The sequence below is a fragment of the Massilia sp. CCM 8734 genome (genome assembly GCF_011682155.1).
Classification (GTDB): domain Bacteria; phylum Pseudomonadota; class Gammaproteobacteria; order Burkholderiales; family Burkholderiaceae_D; genus Telluria_A; species Telluria_A rubra.
Window position 1 is genome coordinate 90107 of record NZ_WHJI01000020.1, and the last position, 16280, is coordinate 106386.

At 62.4% G+C, this 16280-nt stretch carries 12 protein-coding genes; 8 read left to right on the plus strand and 4 right to left on the minus strand.

What is annotated here, in order from left to right:
• Window positions 1–219: 219 nt before the first annotated feature.
• The 3 genes from F2P46_RS19205 to F2P46_RS19215 all read left to right on the plus strand — a co-directional run bounded on the left by F2P46_RS19205 (window position 220) and on the right by F2P46_RS19215 (window position 5694).
• Window positions 220–1557, plus strand: coding sequence for a TAXI family TRAP transporter solute-binding subunit (locus F2P46_RS19205; RefSeq protein WP_166893083.1), 1338 nt, complete (start codon window positions 220–222; stop codon window positions 1555–1557).
• 10 nt (window positions 1558–1567) lie between these two features.
• On the plus strand, window positions 1568–4513 hold the full coding sequence (locus tag F2P46_RS19210) for a sensor histidine kinase (RefSeq protein ID WP_166893085.1): 2946 nt from the start codon (window positions 1568–1570) through the stop codon (window positions 4511–4513).
• A 623-nt stretch (window positions 4514–5136) separates the two neighbouring features.
• On the plus strand, window positions 5137–5694 hold the full coding sequence (locus F2P46_RS19215; protein WP_166893087.1) for a hypothetical protein: 558 nt from the start codon (window positions 5137–5139) through the stop codon (window positions 5692–5694).
• Window positions 5695–6218: 524 nt separating this feature from the next.
• On the opposite strand, the gene F2P46_RS19220 is transcribed toward F2P46_RS19215, so the two are convergent.
• Entirely contained in the window at window positions 6219–6677 is a 459-nt protein-coding gene (locus F2P46_RS19220; RefSeq protein ID WP_166893089.1) for a rhodanese-like domain-containing protein, read from the minus strand.
• 310 nt (window positions 6678–6987) lie between these two features.
• Here F2P46_RS19220 and glnA point away from each other — a divergent pair, with 310 nt between their 5' ends.
• The 5 genes from glnA to corA all read left to right on the plus strand — a co-directional run bounded on the left by glnA (window position 6988) and on the right by corA (window position 12936).
• On the plus strand, window positions 6988–8403 hold the full coding sequence (gene glnA / locus F2P46_RS19225) for a type I glutamate--ammonia ligase (RefSeq protein WP_166893091.1): 1416 nt from the start codon (window positions 6988–6990) through the stop codon (window positions 8401–8403).
• Window positions 8404–8597: 194 nt separating this feature from the next.
• Complete coding sequence (locus F2P46_RS19230) at window positions 8598–9107, plus strand: DUF4124 domain-containing protein (protein ID WP_166893093.1); 510 nt, start codon at window positions 8598–8600, stop codon at window positions 9105–9107.
• A complete protein-coding gene (gene glnL, locus F2P46_RS19235) occupies window positions 9104–10189 on the plus strand; it encodes a nitrogen regulation protein NR(II) (RefSeq protein ID WP_166893095.1) in 1086 nt (361 codons plus the stop codon). Before F2P46_RS19230 ends, glnL begins: the two co-directional genes overlap by 4 nt.
• A 68-nt stretch (window positions 10190–10257) precedes the next feature.
• Entirely contained in the window at window positions 10258–11751 is a 1494-nt protein-coding gene (gene ntrC, locus F2P46_RS19240; RefSeq protein ID WP_166893096.1) for a nitrogen regulation protein NR(I), read from the plus strand.
• A gap of 219 nt (window positions 11752–11970) precedes the next feature.
• Window positions 11971–12936, plus strand: coding sequence for a magnesium/cobalt transporter CorA (gene corA / locus F2P46_RS19245; protein WP_166893098.1), 966 nt, complete (start codon window positions 11971–11973; stop codon window positions 12934–12936).
• A 283-nt stretch (window positions 12937–13219) separates the two neighbouring features.
• Here the strand turns inward: corA and F2P46_RS19250 are convergent, their stop codons facing one another.
• The 3 genes from F2P46_RS19250 to F2P46_RS19260 form a co-directional block, all read right to left on the minus strand.
• Window positions 13220–13867, minus strand: coding sequence for a hypothetical protein (locus F2P46_RS19250; protein WP_166893101.1), 648 nt, complete (start codon window positions 13865–13867; stop codon window positions 13220–13222).
• Window positions 13868–13870: 3 nt separating this feature from the next.
• A complete protein-coding gene (locus F2P46_RS19255) occupies window positions 13871–14062 on the minus strand; it encodes a hypothetical protein (protein ID WP_166893103.1) in 192 nt (63 codons plus the stop codon).
• Window positions 14063–14192: 130 nt separating this feature from the next.
• The gene (locus tag F2P46_RS19260; RefSeq protein WP_166893105.1) at window positions 14193–15818 is read right to left on the minus strand and encodes an NAD(P)/FAD-dependent oxidoreductase; all 1626 of its coding nucleotides are present in this window, start codon (window positions 15816–15818) and stop codon (window positions 14193–14195) included.
• Window positions 15819–16280 lie beyond the last annotated feature (462 nt).

The window sequence follows — 16280 nt, forward strand, 5'->3', positions numbered from 1 at the left end:
GGGACGCCTTCAACGACTACCACCTCCAGCACCGTCATTCCCGCCCAGGCCGGGAATGACGGATAAGAGTCTACCGCCTAGCGGTGATTTTAGCGTTTTGAGACAGCCTCCTGCGCGGGAAAGACGGCTTTTAGGTTTTCGGCATTAAGATCGGCCCGTGCTTGCATAGTTCGGAAAATGTTGGCATCGTACCGAACCATGAAACCTTTGCAACGTGCGATGTCCAAAATCCGGAAGTTTACCCAGTTCTCGTTTCGCGACCTGGTTGCCACCGCCGGTCCCACCGTCCTCACCATCGTCGCCCTGTGCGCGCTCGCCTACCTGCTGGTCGACCCTTCGCCGCCGCGCAGCGTCACGCTCGGCACCGGCCAGGAAAACAGCGCCTACGAAGAATTCGGCAAAAAATACGCGGCCAAGCTGGGCAAGCATGGCATCAAGGTCACCCTGCAGCGCTCCCTCGGCTCGCAGGACAACCTGCAGCACCTTAATGAAGGCAAGGTCGATATCGCCTTTGTCCAGAGCGGATCGACCGAGCAGGCCGAAGCCCAGCGCAAGGGACTGGTCTCGATCGGCAGCCTGTTCACCGAACCGGTCTGGCTGTTCCTGCGCGAAGACGCTCACGTGTCCCAGCTCACCGAACTCAAGGGCCTGAAAATCAACCTCGGACCGGAAGGCAGCGGCGTGCCGAAGCTGTTTCGCCAGGTGCTGGCGCTGAACGGCGTCGAGCCGGGCGACCTGACCATCGGCGCGCTGGAGAACACGCCGGGCACGGTGGAACTGCTGGAAGGGCGCATCGATGGCCTGGTCTTCAGCTCCGGTCCGGACGCGCCGCTGGTGCAGATGCTGCTGCAAACGCCGGGCTTCAAGCTGTTCGATTTTTCCCAGGCCGAGGCCTATTCGCGGCGCTTGCCGTTCGTCTCGCACGTGGTGCTGCCGCGCGGGATTGTCGACGTCGGGCGCGACATCCCTGCCCAGGATTACCATCTGATCGCCCCCACCGCGACCCTGGTGGCGCGCGAGGATCTGCATCCGGCGCTGATCGACCTGTATGTGCAGGCGGCCAGCGAGATCCATGGCGGCACCGGCTGGTTCCAGCAGCAGGGACAGTTTCCGTCGGCGCGCTACACCGAAATTCCCGTGGCGCGCGAAGCGGCCAAGTTCTACAAAGATGGCGCGCCGCTGCTGCAGCACTACATGAGCTTCTGGCTGGCCAATTTTTTTGATCGCATGTGGGTCGTGGTGGTGGCGCTGGCCGCCCTGGTGCTGCCGCTGTCGAAGGTGGTGCCGCCCTTGTACGTATGGCGCATCCGCTCGCGCGTGTACCGCTGGTACGGGCAGCTACGCACGGTGGAGCAGGAGCTGGAAGCGGCCCACGGACCGCAACGCGCGCAAGTGTGCGCGGGCCTGTTGAAGCGCCTCGATGAAATCGAAGAAATGGTAAACCAGATTTCGATTCCGCTGGCGTTTGCAGATGGCTTGTACGGACTGCGCAGCCACATCAATTTTGTGCGGCAGCGGGTAAAAAACGCCGATAGCGCGATCGTGCCGGCCAAATAACGGCCCACCGATGATCTTGCGCGCATGGAGGGCCTGGTGTCTGCTGGTGCTGGCGGCCGGCTGTCAATGCGCTTGCGCGGCCGCTCCCCGGCCTTTACTCACCGACTACACCCACACGGCCTGGACCGAACTCGATGGCGCGCCGACAGGCGTGACCAAATTTGCGCAAGGCCCCGACGGCTGGCTCTGGATCGCGACGCCGACCGGCTTGTACCGCTTCGACGGCGTGCGTTTCGAGCGCACCGACACCGTCCATGGCCATCGGCTCGACTCCAGCAATATCATGGCGCTGGCCACCACGCCCGACGGCGCGCTCTGGATCGGCTACCGTGCCGGCGGCGTGTCGGTGTTCAGGCAGGGCAGCGCGCATACCTATGCGGAAGGCGGCGGCTTGCAACCGGTCGGCGTGATGCACATCGAAGCGGCGCCCGACGGGGCGATATGGGCAGCCATGCGCGACGGCGTGGCGGTGCTGGCCCCTGGCGCTCCCCGTTTCCGCTACCTTGGCCCCGAGTCCGGGCTGCCGGCCCTGGGCGTGTTCCAGATTCTGTTCGCCCGCGACGGCACCACCTGGGTCGGCACCAACACGGGCGCCTGGTTTCGCAAGCCGGGCGAGACCCGCTTCACGCGCGCGTGGCCGCACGTGACGCTGGTGTGGCTGTGCGAGGCGCCCGACGGCACCATCTGGGGTAACGATTTCAAGCAGGGTTACTACCGCGTTCGCGCGACAGCGCTTGCCGCCGGCGAGCCGGCCGCGCCTGAACTGGAAGGCTACGGGATGTACTTCGACCGCCACGAAACCATGTGGATGATGCATCCCGATGGCCTGGAACGCAGGCTGGCCCCGAACCTGCCGGACCAGCGCCTGTCGAGGGAAAACGGTATCAGCGGCCCGCTCCCGAGCACACGGTTCGAAGACCGGGAAGGCAATCTCTGGATCGGCACGCAGCGCGGGATGGACCGGCTGCGCCCGAATCGCCTGCGCACCGTGCCCCTGGCCCGGCAGCTGGAGTCTCCCGCGCTGGTGAGCGGGCCGGCGGGCGAGATGTGGGTGGGCGACTATGCCGGGGACCTGTGGCGTTTCGGCCGCGAAGGGCGCATCAGCCGCGAAGTGCCGGGCCAACTGACCGCCAGCTACACGTCCCCTGACGGCGTGCTGTGGCTGGGTGGGATGGTGGGCGTGCAGCGGCGCGATCGCGACGCTGTGCTGACCACGTTCCGCTTTCCGGGCGAACTGGCGCGATTGCGTGTGCACGCCATGCAGCAGGACCGTCACGGCGCGCTGTGGGTCTCGTTCTCGGCGGGCAAAGGTGTGTACAAGCTGGCCGAGGGCGCGTGGACCAAGCCGGGAGGCGTTCCCGATCTCTTGACGACGTCGATGGCGGTTGATGCCGACGGCAATGTCTGGATGGGGCATCTGCGCAGCCAGGTCAGCATCGTCAACGACGGCGCCGTACGCCAGCTTGGCGCGGACCAGGGGCTGAAACTCGGTACGATCCTGACACTCCACCCCGACGGGAAGAGTATGTGGGCGGGCGGCGAAAACGGCGTTGTGCTGTACCGCGATGGACGCTTCACCGCCTTGCACGGCGAGCGCAACGAGCAGTTTCGGGGCGTATCGGGCATCGTCCGCGAGCCTGGCGGCGACCTGTGGCTGCACGGCGCCGACGGCCTGTATCGCATCGCCGCCGCTGCCCTGCATGGATGGTTGACGGACCCGCGCAGCGCGGTGGCGTTCGAGCGCTTCGATGCGCAGGACGGCATGCAGGGCCACGCGCCGCAATTGCGGCCAGTGCCATCGCTGAAACGCGCGCAGGACGGCGTGCTGTGGTACGCCACCACGGGATCGGTGGGCACCATCGATCCGGCCAACATCCTGCGTAACCGGCTGGCGCCGCCGGTACACGTCACCGGTGTGATGGCCGATGGCGTGCGTTACCCGCTTGCCGATGGACGCGTGCCTACCCTGCCGCAAGGGGCGCGCACTCTGCAGATCGACTTCACCGCACTGAGTTTGTCGATTCCCGAGCGTGTGCGCCTGCGCTACCGGCTGCTTGGGTTCGAGCGCGTGTGGCAGGAAGCGATCGGGCGTCGCCAGGCGTATTACACCAACCTGGCGCCCGGCACATATCGCTTCGAGGTCATCGGATCGAATGAGGACAATGTGTGGAATAGCGTGGGCGCCACGGTGGACATCGAGATTCCCCCGACGTTCGTGCAGAGCGGCTGGTTCAAACTGCTGGCGGCGGCGCTTGGCGTAGTGCTGTTGTATGCCGCCTATGCCCTGCGCATTGGCTACCTTACGCAGCGCATGCAGGAGCGTGTGCAGGAACGGCTGGCGGAACGCACGCGCGTCGCGCGCGCCTTGCACGATACCTTGCTGCAAAGTGTGCAGGCGCTGCTGATGTCCTTCGACGCCCACAGCCGCAAGGTGGAAGAGGGCACGCAGGAGCGCACGCGCCTGGACCAGACGCTCAATCTGGCGGAGCAATTGCTGGCGGAAGGGCGAGACCAGATCATGGGCTTGCGCACCCCATCCTCGGACGAGGTGCTGGAACAGACTTTGGGACAGTTCGGCCAGGGGCTGGCCGAATACTGGCCGCACGCGTTCGGCATGCAGGTCAATGGCAAGCCGGTCAAGTTGCGCCCGGACGTCCATGCGGAAGTCTACGCGATCGCGCGCGAAGCGCTGTTCAATGCGTCACGCTATGCCGATGCCACGCGGATCGACCTGGAACTGACTTACAGCGCCAGTGCGTTCCTTGTGCGCATTCGCGACAACGGGCGCGGACTCGATGACATTGTCGCCGCGACCGGCCAACGCCCCGGCCATTGGGGGTTGGTGGGCATGCGCGAGCGTGCCGGCAGCATTGGCGCGGTGCTCGATATCAGCAGCAAAGCCGGTGCGGGCACGGACATCACGGTGACGGTACCCGGCAAGATGGCGTATTCATGAGCTATACTGTCAATAGCGGGCACGCTTGTTTCAGGCTGCCCAGAAGCTTTCCTTCGGAGCATTGTCGTAGCTGTTCCCCCCTGCGCGACATGGATGCCTGCCAGGTAGAGCCAGTCCTCGCCGCCCCGCCGTAACGTCCTGCGCTTCCAGTTCCGGCGGCATGCGCAGCGAACTACGTCGGGCGGCTCTGCGCACGGGCGGCCTCAATGGCGACCGTCAGGCGCGCATCATCCTGCGCGCGCGGCGACAGCTTGCCGTCCGTCCACGCATAGAAGCCGCTGCGCGAAACCTCAAACACGCGACACAGAGCGGTGACGGGATAGTCGAGTCGTCACTGTTTCATCATCGCGTACTTTGGTAGCGACGCCTCTGCGAGCTCCTTGCGCAGTTTGACGACCTCGGCCTCAAGTTTCGGAACGGCGCGGCTGCCAGGGGCCAGCTTGGGCGCGGTGCCGCGCCTGGCGCCGCAGCTTAGGTGACCAGAGTGCCCGAAAGAGTCAGGCTACCTCAATCGACAGGAGTCGGCCAGGAGCGGACGTTCGGTCACAGCAAAGCATGGGATGGAAAGCAGCAAATAACTGGTATGAACCTAACAGAGTACATAAAATTGAAAATATCCTATCATGTTCGTTAACCTTCAAATCAAGAACGATGTGCAGCTCGTCGCCCCCGTCGATTCCTGCTGCAACTGTGGCTCGACACAAGATGTTCGGATGGAGGCAACGGATCTTCGTCGGCTGCCGCTTTTTGGACTAGCCGGTGCTGAGATCAAGATCGAACTGCCATTTCCTTATTGTTCTGGCTGTGTTTCTTCGTCGCAGCGCAGGCGACCTACCGTATTGGGTATTGCTGCGGTTACGGCTTTGCTTTCACTTGTCCTCGGGATGTGCTGGATTTTCTTCGGCCCCCAATTTGCGGAGGAAAAAATAGTTACGATTGTTGTACCAATGCTGGTGATAACAAGTCTCTGCATCGTGTTGGGTTTCTATGGCCTGCGGCGACCATCTGCGAAGCAATCAAGTTTCTATCAACCAGTCAAACTTCGGAATACAGGGCATCAGTGGCCTGCCGATATCACTGGCCTCGAACTCGCATTTACGAATCACGATTACGGGAAAAAATTCGCTGATGCCAACAGGACAGCGATCGCGGCCAAGAAGTTAAAGGTCGTTGACGCATAGGCAGGAGGCGCAGCGTGCTGGTGGCCCAGAACATGCGAAATCGGCTTAGTTTGTATTCAATTTCTCAATCGTCCGCAATCGGACGACAGCAGCCGAGGTCGGCAGCGCGACCGTCGAGTGCAATCGGCAGTGAGCGCCAGGACTGGACGTTTGACGTGACACGCAAGCTTGCCGTTACCTGAGCCTTTGCAATAGCTCGCACCCCGCGCGGGCCAAAGAAGAACGGCGCAGTATAAGTCGCGAAGAATTATGGATCTAAGAAAAATTCAGTTACTCACGCAGCTTCCTTAAAAAGAGCCGTTGGCGCAGGCCGTCGTGGCCGAGCGACGCCAGGTCATTGATGTGCCGCGTGCGCGTTCGATGACATCGAGCACCGCACGCTGGCCGTGGCCTGCGGCTGCGGCCAGGCCCACGTGAGCCGTTTTTCCACCGGTGCAACAGAACCGGTGCAGTATGGCCGCGATGTGCGCGCCCTGGCGGTGCATTTGACCCGAGGTTAATCAGGCTATGAACCTATACGGGTGTCAAGCCCCCATCCACGGCAAGCCCGCCTTGCACCATCCCCCCACGCTCTTGCGGTGCCCGTCCGCATCCTTGTCGCCCTCGAAACCTTCCAGGATATCGAAGGCGTGCGCATAGCCGTTCTCCGTCGCCACCCTGGCCGCGTGGCGCGAGCGCACGCCCGAGCGGCACAAAAACAGCAACACTTCATCCTTCTGCGCCACCGCTTGCAGCTGCTGCACAAAATCGGGATTGGGCACCCCTTCCGGCCACACGCTCCACTGCACCGCGCAGTGCTGCTGCGCCGGAATGGCGACCTTGCCGACCCACGCGCGCTCGGCGTCGGTGCGCACGTCGACCAGGCGCACGCGCGCTTCGCTTTGCAGCAGTTCCCAGGCTTCCTGCGGCGTCACCGCTCCGGCATACGGTTCGCCCGGCGCGCGGGTGCGGGCGGCGGCAAGCAGGGTCTCGACGTTACTCATGGCGTATTCCTCGGTGAAGTTTGCGATTATTATATGAGCGACGCACCATGGCGCGGCATATTTCCCTTTTCGGTGCATGGCGCATCAAACTGGTGCAATCGGCAGCGTTTGCACCAATGCAGTGCGAGCGCAGCCAGGCGCCACGGGCATGCCGCCAACAGGAACCCAGAAGTTTAGTGCCATTTGGCAGCATTTTCAACGCTGCTATTGCCTTTGGTCTATGTGGTCTGGCTGGCACGCTTTCTGCTATGATTCCTGTAAGTTTTGCCGCCCGGGCGGCAACCCCCCATTTATCTTAGGAGAGATACGCATGGCAATGACGGCCGCAGAAGTCTTGGAAATGGTTAAAGAGAAGCACGTTCGCTTTGTGGACTTTCGCTTCGCCGATACGCGCGGCAAAGAGCAGCACGTAACGGTTCCCGTATCGCACTTCGATCTCGACAAATTTGAATCGGGCCACGCTTTCGACGGCTCGTCGATCGCCGGCTGGAAGGGCATCGAAGCGTCCGACATGCTGCTCATGCCAGACCCGAATACCGCCAACATCGACCCGTTCATGGAAGAAGTCACGCTGTTCATGCAGTGCGACGTCATCGAACCGGCCGACGGCAAGGGCTACGACCGCGATCCGCGTTCGATCGCCAAGCGCGCCGAAGCCTACCTCAAGTCGACCGGCATCGGCGACACCGCCTACTTCGGCCCTGAGCCGGAATTTTTCATCTTCGACAGCGTGCGCTGGAAGATCGACATGTCGGGCTGCTTCGTCAAGATCGATTCGGATGAATCGTCGTGGGCGACCGACGCCAAGACCGAAGGCGGCAACAGCGGCCACCGTCCAACCGTCAAGGGCGGCTACTTCCCGGTGCCACCGGTCGATTCGTTCCAGGACATGCGCTCGGAAATGTGCCTGATCCTCGAAGAACTGGGCATCCCGGTCGAAGTGCACCACCACGAAGTGGCCGGCGCCGGCCAGAATGAAATCGGCACCCGGTTCTCGACCCTGGTCGAGCGCGCCGACTGGACCCAGAACCTGAAATACGTGGTCTGGAACGTGGCCCACAGCTATGGCAAGACCGCCACCTTCATGCCGAAACCGATCGTTGGCGACAACGGCTCGGGCATGCACGTGCACCAGTCGATCTGGAAAGACGGCAAAAACCTGTTCGCCGGCGACGGCTATGCGGGCCTGTCGGAAGATGCGCTGTTCTACATCGGCGGCATCATCAAGCACGCCAAGGCATTGAACGCGATCACCAACCCGGGCACCAACTCGTACAAGCGCCTCGTGCCTGGCTACGAAGCGCCGGTCAAGCTGGCTTACTCGGCCAAGAACCGTTCGGCCTCGATCCGTATTCCGCACGTGGCCAATCCAAAAGGCCGCCGCATCGAGACCCGCTTCCCGGATCCACTGGCAAACGTGTACCTGTGCTTCGCCGCGCTGCTGATGGCGGGCCTGGACGGTATCGCCAACAAGATCCATCCGGGCGAAGCGGCGTCGAAAGACCTGTACCACCTGCCGCCGGAAGAAGACGCGCTGATCCCGACCGTGTGCGCTTCGCTGGAAGAAGCACTGGATAACCTGAACAAGGACCGCGAGTTCCTGACCCGCGGCGGCGTTTTCAGCGACAGCATGATCGATGCCTACATCGAACTCAAAATGCAGGACGTGCAACGCATGCGCATGACCACGCACCCGGTTGAATTCGACATGTACTATTCGCTGTAATTGTTTTTTGTTGGCAAGCATTGCCAACTTGCAGCACCTGTGGCCGTAGAGACATCAAAACGTATCTCTACGGTATAAAAACGCGAGGAAGGCCACGGCTTTCCTCGCGTTTTTCATTGGATGTTGTATATTCGGTTGAATCTAATTACTCCACGGAATTCCGTGAAACAACGCTGATGCTTATGATAACGAGGATGTCCCGGATTCGCCTGCTCCGCCCGCTGCGCTCGCCGAAGTTGCCTTTACTGGCGCTGGCGCTGCTCGCCGGCCTGGGCGTGCAACCGCTGGCCCGGGCCGACATCTATTTGTGCGTCGACGCCAATGGCAAAAAGGAGTTGACCGACAACCCCAGGAGCGGCTGCAAGCAGCTCGACGTGCCGAACAATATCCCGGCGCCGTCCGCGCGCAAGAATACCGGGCCGGCCAAGCCGGTGACCACGCCGACCGATTTTCCCAAGGTGGGCGGCAGCGAGCAGCGCGCGCGCGACGCCGACCGGCGCGAAATCCTCAATCAGGAACTGCGCGCCGAAGAGAAGAAGCTGGCCGAACTCAAACGCGAATACAACAAGGGCGAGCCTGAACGCCAGGGCAACGAGAAGAACTACGCCAAGTACGAAGAGCGGGTCAAGCAAATGGCGGAAAACGTCGCGCGCGCCGAAAAGAATGTCGAAGCGCTGCGCCGCGAAATCTCGAACATCAAATGACCCCGGCCGCTCCCCCGGCGCCACGACGGGACGGCCTGGCCGGCCTCGACCTGCTGGCGTCGGCCGTGCTGCTGGTCGACGCCGGCGGCGCCATCACCTTCGCCAACGCCGCCTGCGAGAACCTGCTCGAAAGCTCGCTGCGCGCCCTGCAACGCCAGCAACTGAACACGCTGTTCCTCAATGCCGAGGAGTTGATCAAGCTGTGCGAGCAGGCGCTGGCCCATAAATACGCCGACCTGCGCCAGGACCTGACCCTGGAGCGCAGCGGGCGCGAGCCGCTGCATGTGCACAGCATCGTCAGCGAAGCCGGCGAGTGGGGCATTGTGATCGAGCTGCGCGAGAACGTCCAGCAACTCAAACTCGACCGCGAAGAGCGCATCCTCGACCAGAGCCAGGTCAACAAGGAACTGGTGCGCAACCTGGCGCACGAGATCAAGAACCCGCTGGGCGGCATCCGCGGCGCGGCGCAACTGCTCGAACTCGAACTGCCGGCGCGTCACCTGACCCAGCTGCGCGAGTACACCCAGGTGATCATCAAGGAAGCGGACCGCCTGCAAACCCTGGTCGACCGCCTGCTGGCGCCGCACCGGCGTCCGCACATCGTCGGCGACGTCAATATCCACGAAGTGCTCGAGCGCGTGCGCAGCCTGATGCTGGCCGAGTTCCCGGCTGGCCTCTCCATCCGGCGCGACTACGACGCCTCGATTCCCGAGTTCAGGGGCGACAAGGAACAGTTGATCCAGACCGTGCTCAATATCGCCCACAATGCGGCGCAAGCGTTGTCGGAGCAGATTGTGGCGGGCGACGCCCAGCTGGTTTTCAAGACCCGCGTGGCGCGCCAGGTGACCCTGGCCAAGGTGCGCTACGGGCTGGCATTAGACTTGCATATCATCGACAATGGACCGGGCATCCCGCCGCAGATCCGCGACCGCATTTTCTATCCTTTGGTATCGGGACGGGAGGGCGGCAGCGGCCTGGGGCTGACACTGGCGCAGACCTTCGTGCAGCAGCACATGGGTGTGATCGAGTGCGAAAGCCGGCCTGGATTTACGGATTTCAGGATCCTGTTGCCGCTGCCATAAGCCGCGCATCAGCCTTGTCGTCCGGGTCCCATCAATTGAAGATCCATATTGCGGGGAAGCGCGAACACATGAAACCAATCTGGATAGTCGACGACGACGCCTCCATCCGCTGGGTGCTTGAAAAAGCACTGGCACGCGAGAACCTCGCCACCAAAAGCTTTTCGAACGCGCGCGATGCGATGGCCGCGCTCGAATTCGATACGCCGCAAGTGCTGGTGTCCGACATCCGCATGCCGGGCGAGTCGGGGCTGGACCTGCTGCAGACCGTCAAGGCCAGCTATCCCGGCCTGCCGGTCATTATCATCACCGCGTTTTCCGACCTCGATTCGGCCGTCGCCGCCTTCCAGGGCGGGGCCTTCGAATACCTGGCCAAGCCGTTCGACATCGACAAGGCGGTCGAACTGATCCGGCGCGCGCTGGAAGAAAGCCTGCGCGAGACCAGCGTCGAATCGGGGCCCACCGAAACCCCCGAAATCCTGGGCCAGGCGCCGGCCATGCAGGAAGTGTTCCGCGCCATCGGGCGCTTGTCGCAATCGAACGTGACGGTGCTGATCACGGGCGAATCGGGCACCGGCAAGGAACTGGTGGCGCGCGCCTTGCACAAGCACAGTCCGCGCGCGCAACAGCCCTTCATCGCCCTGAACACCGCGGCGATCCCGAAGGACTTGCTCGAATCCGAACTGTTCGGCCACGAACGCGGCGCCTTCACGGGGGCGCAGACCACGCGCCGCGGGCGCTTCGAGCAGGCCGAGAACGGCACCCTGTTCTTGGATGAAATCGGCGACATGCCGTTCGACCTGCAAACCCGCTTGCTGCGGGTGCTCTCGGACGGTCACTTCTACCGCGTCGGCGGGCACCAGCCGATGAAGGCCAATGTGCGCGTGATCACGGCGACCCATCAGAACCTGGAACAGCGCGTGCGCGACGGCCTGTTTCGCGAAGACTTGTACCACCGCCTGAACGTGATCCGCCTGCGCCTGCCCAGTTTGCGGGAGCGGCGCGAGGATATCCCCCTTTTGGTGCGCCACTTCCTGGTGCAGAGCGCGCGCCAGCTCGGGGTCGAGGCCAAGCGCATGAGCGAGCCGGCGATGCAGTTCCTCGCCGGGCTGGACTTGCCGGGCAATGTGCGCCAGCTGGAAAACCTGTGCAACTGGATCACCGTGATGGCGCCCGGCCAGACGGTGGAAGTCAAAGACATGCCGTTCGAACTGACGCAGGAGGGCGCGGCCGACGCGGCGCTGCCGCTGGCGCCGGGCGAGAGCGCTGCGCTGCAGGCCAGCGGCCAGGCCGGCATGGTGGGCGGCGGCGCCGGCATGGCGGCGCTGGACGCGGCGGGCGGCTGGATCGGTTTGCTGGAGCTGCAGGCGGCCGGCATGCTGGCCGCCGGGCAGTCGGAAGTGATGGATGTGCTGGGACGGCAGTTCGAGTCGGCCCTGATCAAGACGGCGCTCAAGCACACCCACGGGCGCAAGAACGATGCCGCGGTGCGCCTCGGGATCGGGCGCAACACCATCACGCGCAAGATCGCCGAACTGGGGATCGACGGCGCCAAGGACGAGTAGGGCAGGGGGCGCTGATATCACCGCAGCAGCGTCGCCCCCGCGCAGGCGGGGGCCCAAGTTGAAGGCTCAGTCGCGGGATGTGCTGCGAACTTGGACCCCCGCCTGCGCGGGGGGGGACGGTTCGCCGGCTAATGGCGGCTGAAAATGCATCCCTCGGCGCTGTATCCGCGCAACCGCCGCATGGTGTAAGCTTCTGTCCAATTTATCGTTGGAACCATCATGCTGATCAACTGCGTCGCCTACCAGGAAGGCAAAAAGCTGTCCGACATTTCCGTCGAAGCCATCAGCGACTACATTCAAAAACCCGACTGCTTCGTGTGGGTGGCCCTGAAGGACGCCCAGCCGGACGAACTGGCCATCATGCAGCACGAATTCGGCCTGCACGAACTGGCGGTGGAAGACGCGCTGCGCGGCCACCAGCGTCCCAAGATCGAGGAGTACGGCGACTCGCTGTTCGTGGTCGTGCAGACGGTGGAAACCGATGGCGATGAACTGAGCGTGGGCCAGGTGGCCATGTTCGTCGGCGAAAATTACGTGCTCTCGGTGCGCAACAACGTCATGCGCGGTTTTCTCGGCGTGCGCGCGCGCGCCGAACGCGAACCGCACCTGCTGGCCAAGGGGTCCTCGTTCGTGCTGTACGCGCTGATGGACGCGGTGGTCGACCGTTACTTTCCGGTGGTGGACGCGCTCGAATCGGAACTCGAAACGATCGAGGACCGCATTTTTATCCGCGGCTCGCAGCGCGACAACATCGAGCGCCTGTATGAACTCAAACGCAAGGTGCTGACCTTGCGCCACGCGGTCACGCCGCTGCTCGACGCCATCGGCAAGCTGCATGGCGGGCGCGTGCCCCCGTTCTGCCGCGACACCCAGGAATACTTCCGCGACGTGCACGACCACCTGCAGCGCATCAACGCTTCGCTCGACACCATCCGCGACACCATCGGCACGGCGATCCAGGTCAATCTGTCGATGGTGGCGATCGACGATGGCGAAGTCAATAAACGGCTGGCCGCATGGGCCGCGATCTTCGCGGTGTTTACCGCGTTCGCCGGCGTGTGGGGGATGAACTTCGAATTCATGCCGGAGCTGAAATGGCATTTCGGTTACCTGGCGGCGCTGTGCGTGATGATCAGCGTGTGTTTCTACCTGTATTACCGGTTCAGGAAGTCGGGCTGGCTGTAGGGATTTCTGACAAGTTGTTCGGCGGTCGCGCAGAGTGCGCTAAGTAAGTGTGCAGAGATTATTGTGATTTATAGCGAACAGAAGCGGATGCCTTGCAAGGCGCACGCCGCTAGCAGTGCGAGCACTGCTAGCGGTGGGCAACACAGCAAGGCGCCGCTTATGGAAGCTGGAAATCACAAGAATTTATGCGCACTTACTTAGCATTCCTGGTGACCAGGTTCATTTCTTGGGTTGATTCAGATCTGCTTGGTGGCCAAGGCATCTTTCCGAAGGCTATGCCGGCTCATTTGACCGGTTCAGGCTGGATGACGCCCGAGGGAGGCGGCTGAGTGAGCTTAGGAGCTGGCGTTTCAGTGACCACCGGTACGTTAGCAATTTTTTCCACGTTAGCGTTAAACTTCGCCATCGCTTGGTAGCCGCCAAAAAGGGCTCCGATGACAATGATCGTTAGAATGTTGACGCCTAGATTTCCAACGATGTCACCAAGCCAAGCGAGAAGATTCTTTTTGCTTTTCAGTTCAGCGAGCACAGCCGACATATTCTGGTTGAGGACGCTTTCGCGTACCTCGTCTTCAAATTCCTGCATCCGTTGGGCCACTCCAGCGTTGAGGAACGCCTCCGCAAGCTGCTGTGCCTGCGCACGATAGGTTGCGATTTTTGTAAGTTCGCACGTTTGCGTATGGAAGACTTTCAGTTCATCCGGTGTGGGCAGGCGCCCGTGGGCGGAAATGGTGGCTTCAATAAAAGCGATTTTGTCCCGTTTGTACAGAACATAGGCAATTGCTCCGACGGCATCGTTGGGGTCGTTGACCAGTTCCTTGTAGATCCAGTTATAGGACGAAGCGGCAGGCGACACTCCGGCAGCTGGCGGAGCGGCGGGCGCCGCCGGTACTGAAGGCGTACTTGGCGCAGGAGGGACTGGTCCCGCCATCAATCAGGTCCCGCTGACGACGCGGCGCGCTTCGGCGAAAGCGTGGTTGATCTCTTCCGGACTGAAGCGCGAATGCCGCAGCAGTTTTGTGGCGGCCGGCGAGAGGCCGTCTGGTACCTTGTCTTTGCGGGCAATGAGCTTGTTGTTGGCCTGGCGCACATCATCGGACGTGAAACGCTTTAACACTGGCTTCATGTTTCCTCCACGGTCAATCCACTTCTATTTTACTCCAATTTATGCACGTGCCAACGCTCGGTCCGGGCTTGCAGTCGATCAAGCGCATGTGACGAAATGATCGTCCAGTCACCCCTGCGGGAAGTCACTTTCATCGCGCCATCGACAACGCCACCGCTTCCGCCACCTTGATGCCGTCCACCGCCGCCGACAAAATCCCGCCAGCGTAGCCGGCGCCTTCGCCGGCCGGGAACAGGCCGCGCGTGTTCAGGCTTTGCAAGTTGTCGTCGCGCCGCTTAATGCGGATCGGTGACGAGGTGCGCGTTTCCACGCCGGTCAGCACCGCGTCTTCCTGGTAGTAGCCGCGAATCTGCTTGTCGAACGCCGGAAAGGCTTCGCGCATGGCGACGATCGCGTAGTCGGGCAGGGCGGTGGCCAGGTCGGTCAAATGCACCGCCGGCTTGAACGAGGGCAGCACCGAGCCAAAGGCGGTCGACGCGCGCCCCTTGACGAAGTCGCCCATCAACTGTCCCGGCGCATCATAGGTGCCGCCGCCGAGCGCGAACGCGCCTTCTTCGAGCTGGCGCTGCAGGGCGATGCCGGCCAGCGGATGGCCCGGATAGTCGGCCGGCGTAATCCCCACCACGATGGCGCTGTTGGCATTGCGCTCGTTGCGCGAGTATTGGCTCATGCCGTTGGTGACCACGCGCCCCGGCTCCGAGGCCGCCGCCACCACCGTGCCGCCCGGGCACATGCAGAAGCTGTACACCGAGCGCCCGTTGGCGGCGTGGTGCACCAGCTTGTAGTCGGCCGCGCCGAGGATCTTGTTGCCGGCGTTCGGGCCGAAACGGCAGGCGTCGATCAGCGACTGCGGGTGCTCGACCCGAAAGCCCACCGAAAACGGCTTCGCCTCAATATACACGCCGCGCTCGTAGAGCATCTCGAAGGTGTCGCGCGCGCTGTGGCCGATGGCCAGCACCACGTGGCGCGTGGGAATATGCTCGCCGCTGGCCAGGGTCACGCCGCGGATCTGGCGCGCGTCTCCCTCGCCTTCGACCTCGATATCGGCGACCTTGCTCTCGAAGCGGTATTCGCCGCCCAGCGCGATGATGTTTTCGCGCATCTGTTCGACCATCTTGACCAGGCGGAAAGTGCCGATGTGCGGTTTGCTCACGTACATGATTTCGTCCGGCGCGCCGGCCTTGACGAACTCGGTCAGCACCTTGCGCCCGTAATGCTTGGGGTCCTTGATCTGGCTGTACAGCTTGCCGTCGGAGAAGGTACCGGCCCCGCCTTCGCCGTATTGCACGTTCGATTCCGGATTGAGCTCGCGCTTGCGCCAGAAGCCGAAGGTGTCGACAGTGCGCTCGCGCACCACCTTGCCGCGTTCGAGGATCAGCGGGCGCAGGCCCATCTGGGCCAGGATCAGCGCCGCGAACAGGCCGCACGGCCCGGTGCCGATGACCACCGGGCGCTCGTTGCGGTCGTGTCCCTGCAACTGCTCGCCGCCGGCCACGAAGGTGTAGCCGGTGTCGGGCGCGGGCAGGATGTGGGCGTCGTGCTGGAGGCGGGCCAGCACGCCGGCCTGGTCGCGCACCTCGGCCTCGATCGCATAGATCAGCACGATGGCGCTGCGCTTGCGCGCGTCGTAGCTGCGCTTGAACACACTAAACCCGAGCAAGTCGGCGCCGGCAATGCCCAGGCGCGCGAGGATGGCCTGGCGCAGATCGGCCTCGGCATGGTCGAGCGGGAGTTTGAGTTCGTTAATTCGCAGCATAGTAAGTTGGTCGTCGTTCAGGGTGGGGAAAGCAAGGCAGGGCGCTATTTTACCGGCTGCATCGGCGCATGGGCGAATCGGGGCATCCAGCACGGGTATTTTCGATGTCAACGTGTTGCTACGCCTCCATTATTGTCTCTATGAGAAATTTTGTTGCAAAACAGACTCATTCATTATTCTTATTTTGCGGCAATGCACAATATTTCATTCGGTGCATATACGTATAGGAAGAATTTTCGCTGTAGTCGCAGGAAAAGTTGCATTTCGGTTCTTTTTGCCCTCCATTTTTTTGGCGCTGACCCGATAATGCCCCTTGCAGAAAAAATGATGCGACGCCCGTGCCGCGCGCGGCCTGCCCTGATGATTTCTAATGGGCAATGTGCCAGCGCGGTTTGCGGTCCGAAAGGCTGTCGTACAAGCAAGCTGCTGTAGTGTCATTATCCTCATCCTAAACGGAGTTCT

Bases quoted from the DNA above. Each gene is read 5' to 3' on its own strand.
- glnA (WP_166893091.1), top strand. From the start codon at position 6,988: ATGGCAATGACGGCCGCAGAAGTCTTGGAAATGGTTAAAGAGAAGCAC.
- F2P46_RS19230 (WP_166893093.1), top strand. From the start codon at position 8,598: ATGTCCCGGATTCGCCTGCTCCGCCCGCTGCGCTCGCCGAAGTTGCCT.
- corA (WP_166893098.1), top strand. From the start codon at position 11,971: ATGCTGATCAACTGCGTCGCCTACCAGGAAGGCAAAAAGCTGTCCGAC.
- F2P46_RS19255 (WP_166893103.1), bottom strand. From the start codon at position 14,062: ATGAAGCCAGTGTTAAAGCGTTTCACGTCCGATGATGTGCGCCAGGCC.
- F2P46_RS19250 (WP_166893101.1), bottom strand. From the start codon at position 13,867: ATGGCGGGACCAGTCCCTCCTGCGCCAAGTACGCCTTCAGTACCGGCG.
- F2P46_RS19215 (WP_166893087.1), top strand. From the start codon at position 5,137: ATGTTCGTTAACCTTCAAATCAAGAACGATGTGCAGCTCGTCGCCCCC.
- ntrC (WP_166893096.1), top strand. From the start codon at position 10,258: ATGAAACCAATCTGGATAGTCGACGACGACGCCTCCATCCGCTGGGTG.
- F2P46_RS19205 (WP_166893083.1), top strand. From the start codon at position 220: ATGTCCAAAATCCGGAAGTTTACCCAGTTCTCGTTTCGCGACCTGGTT.
- F2P46_RS19210 (WP_166893085.1), top strand. From the start codon at position 1,568: ATGATCTTGCGCGCATGGAGGGCCTGGTGTCTGCTGGTGCTGGCGGCC.
- F2P46_RS19220 (WP_166893089.1), bottom strand. From the start codon at position 6,677: ATGAGTAACGTCGAGACCCTGCTTGCCGCCGCCCGCACCCGCGCGCCG.
- glnL (WP_166893095.1), top strand. From the start codon at position 9,104: ATGACCCCGGCCGCTCCCCCGGCGCCACGACGGGACGGCCTGGCCGGC.
- F2P46_RS19260 (WP_166893105.1), bottom strand. From the start codon at position 15,818: ATGCTGCGAATTAACGAACTCAAACTCCCGCTCGACCATGCCGAGGCC.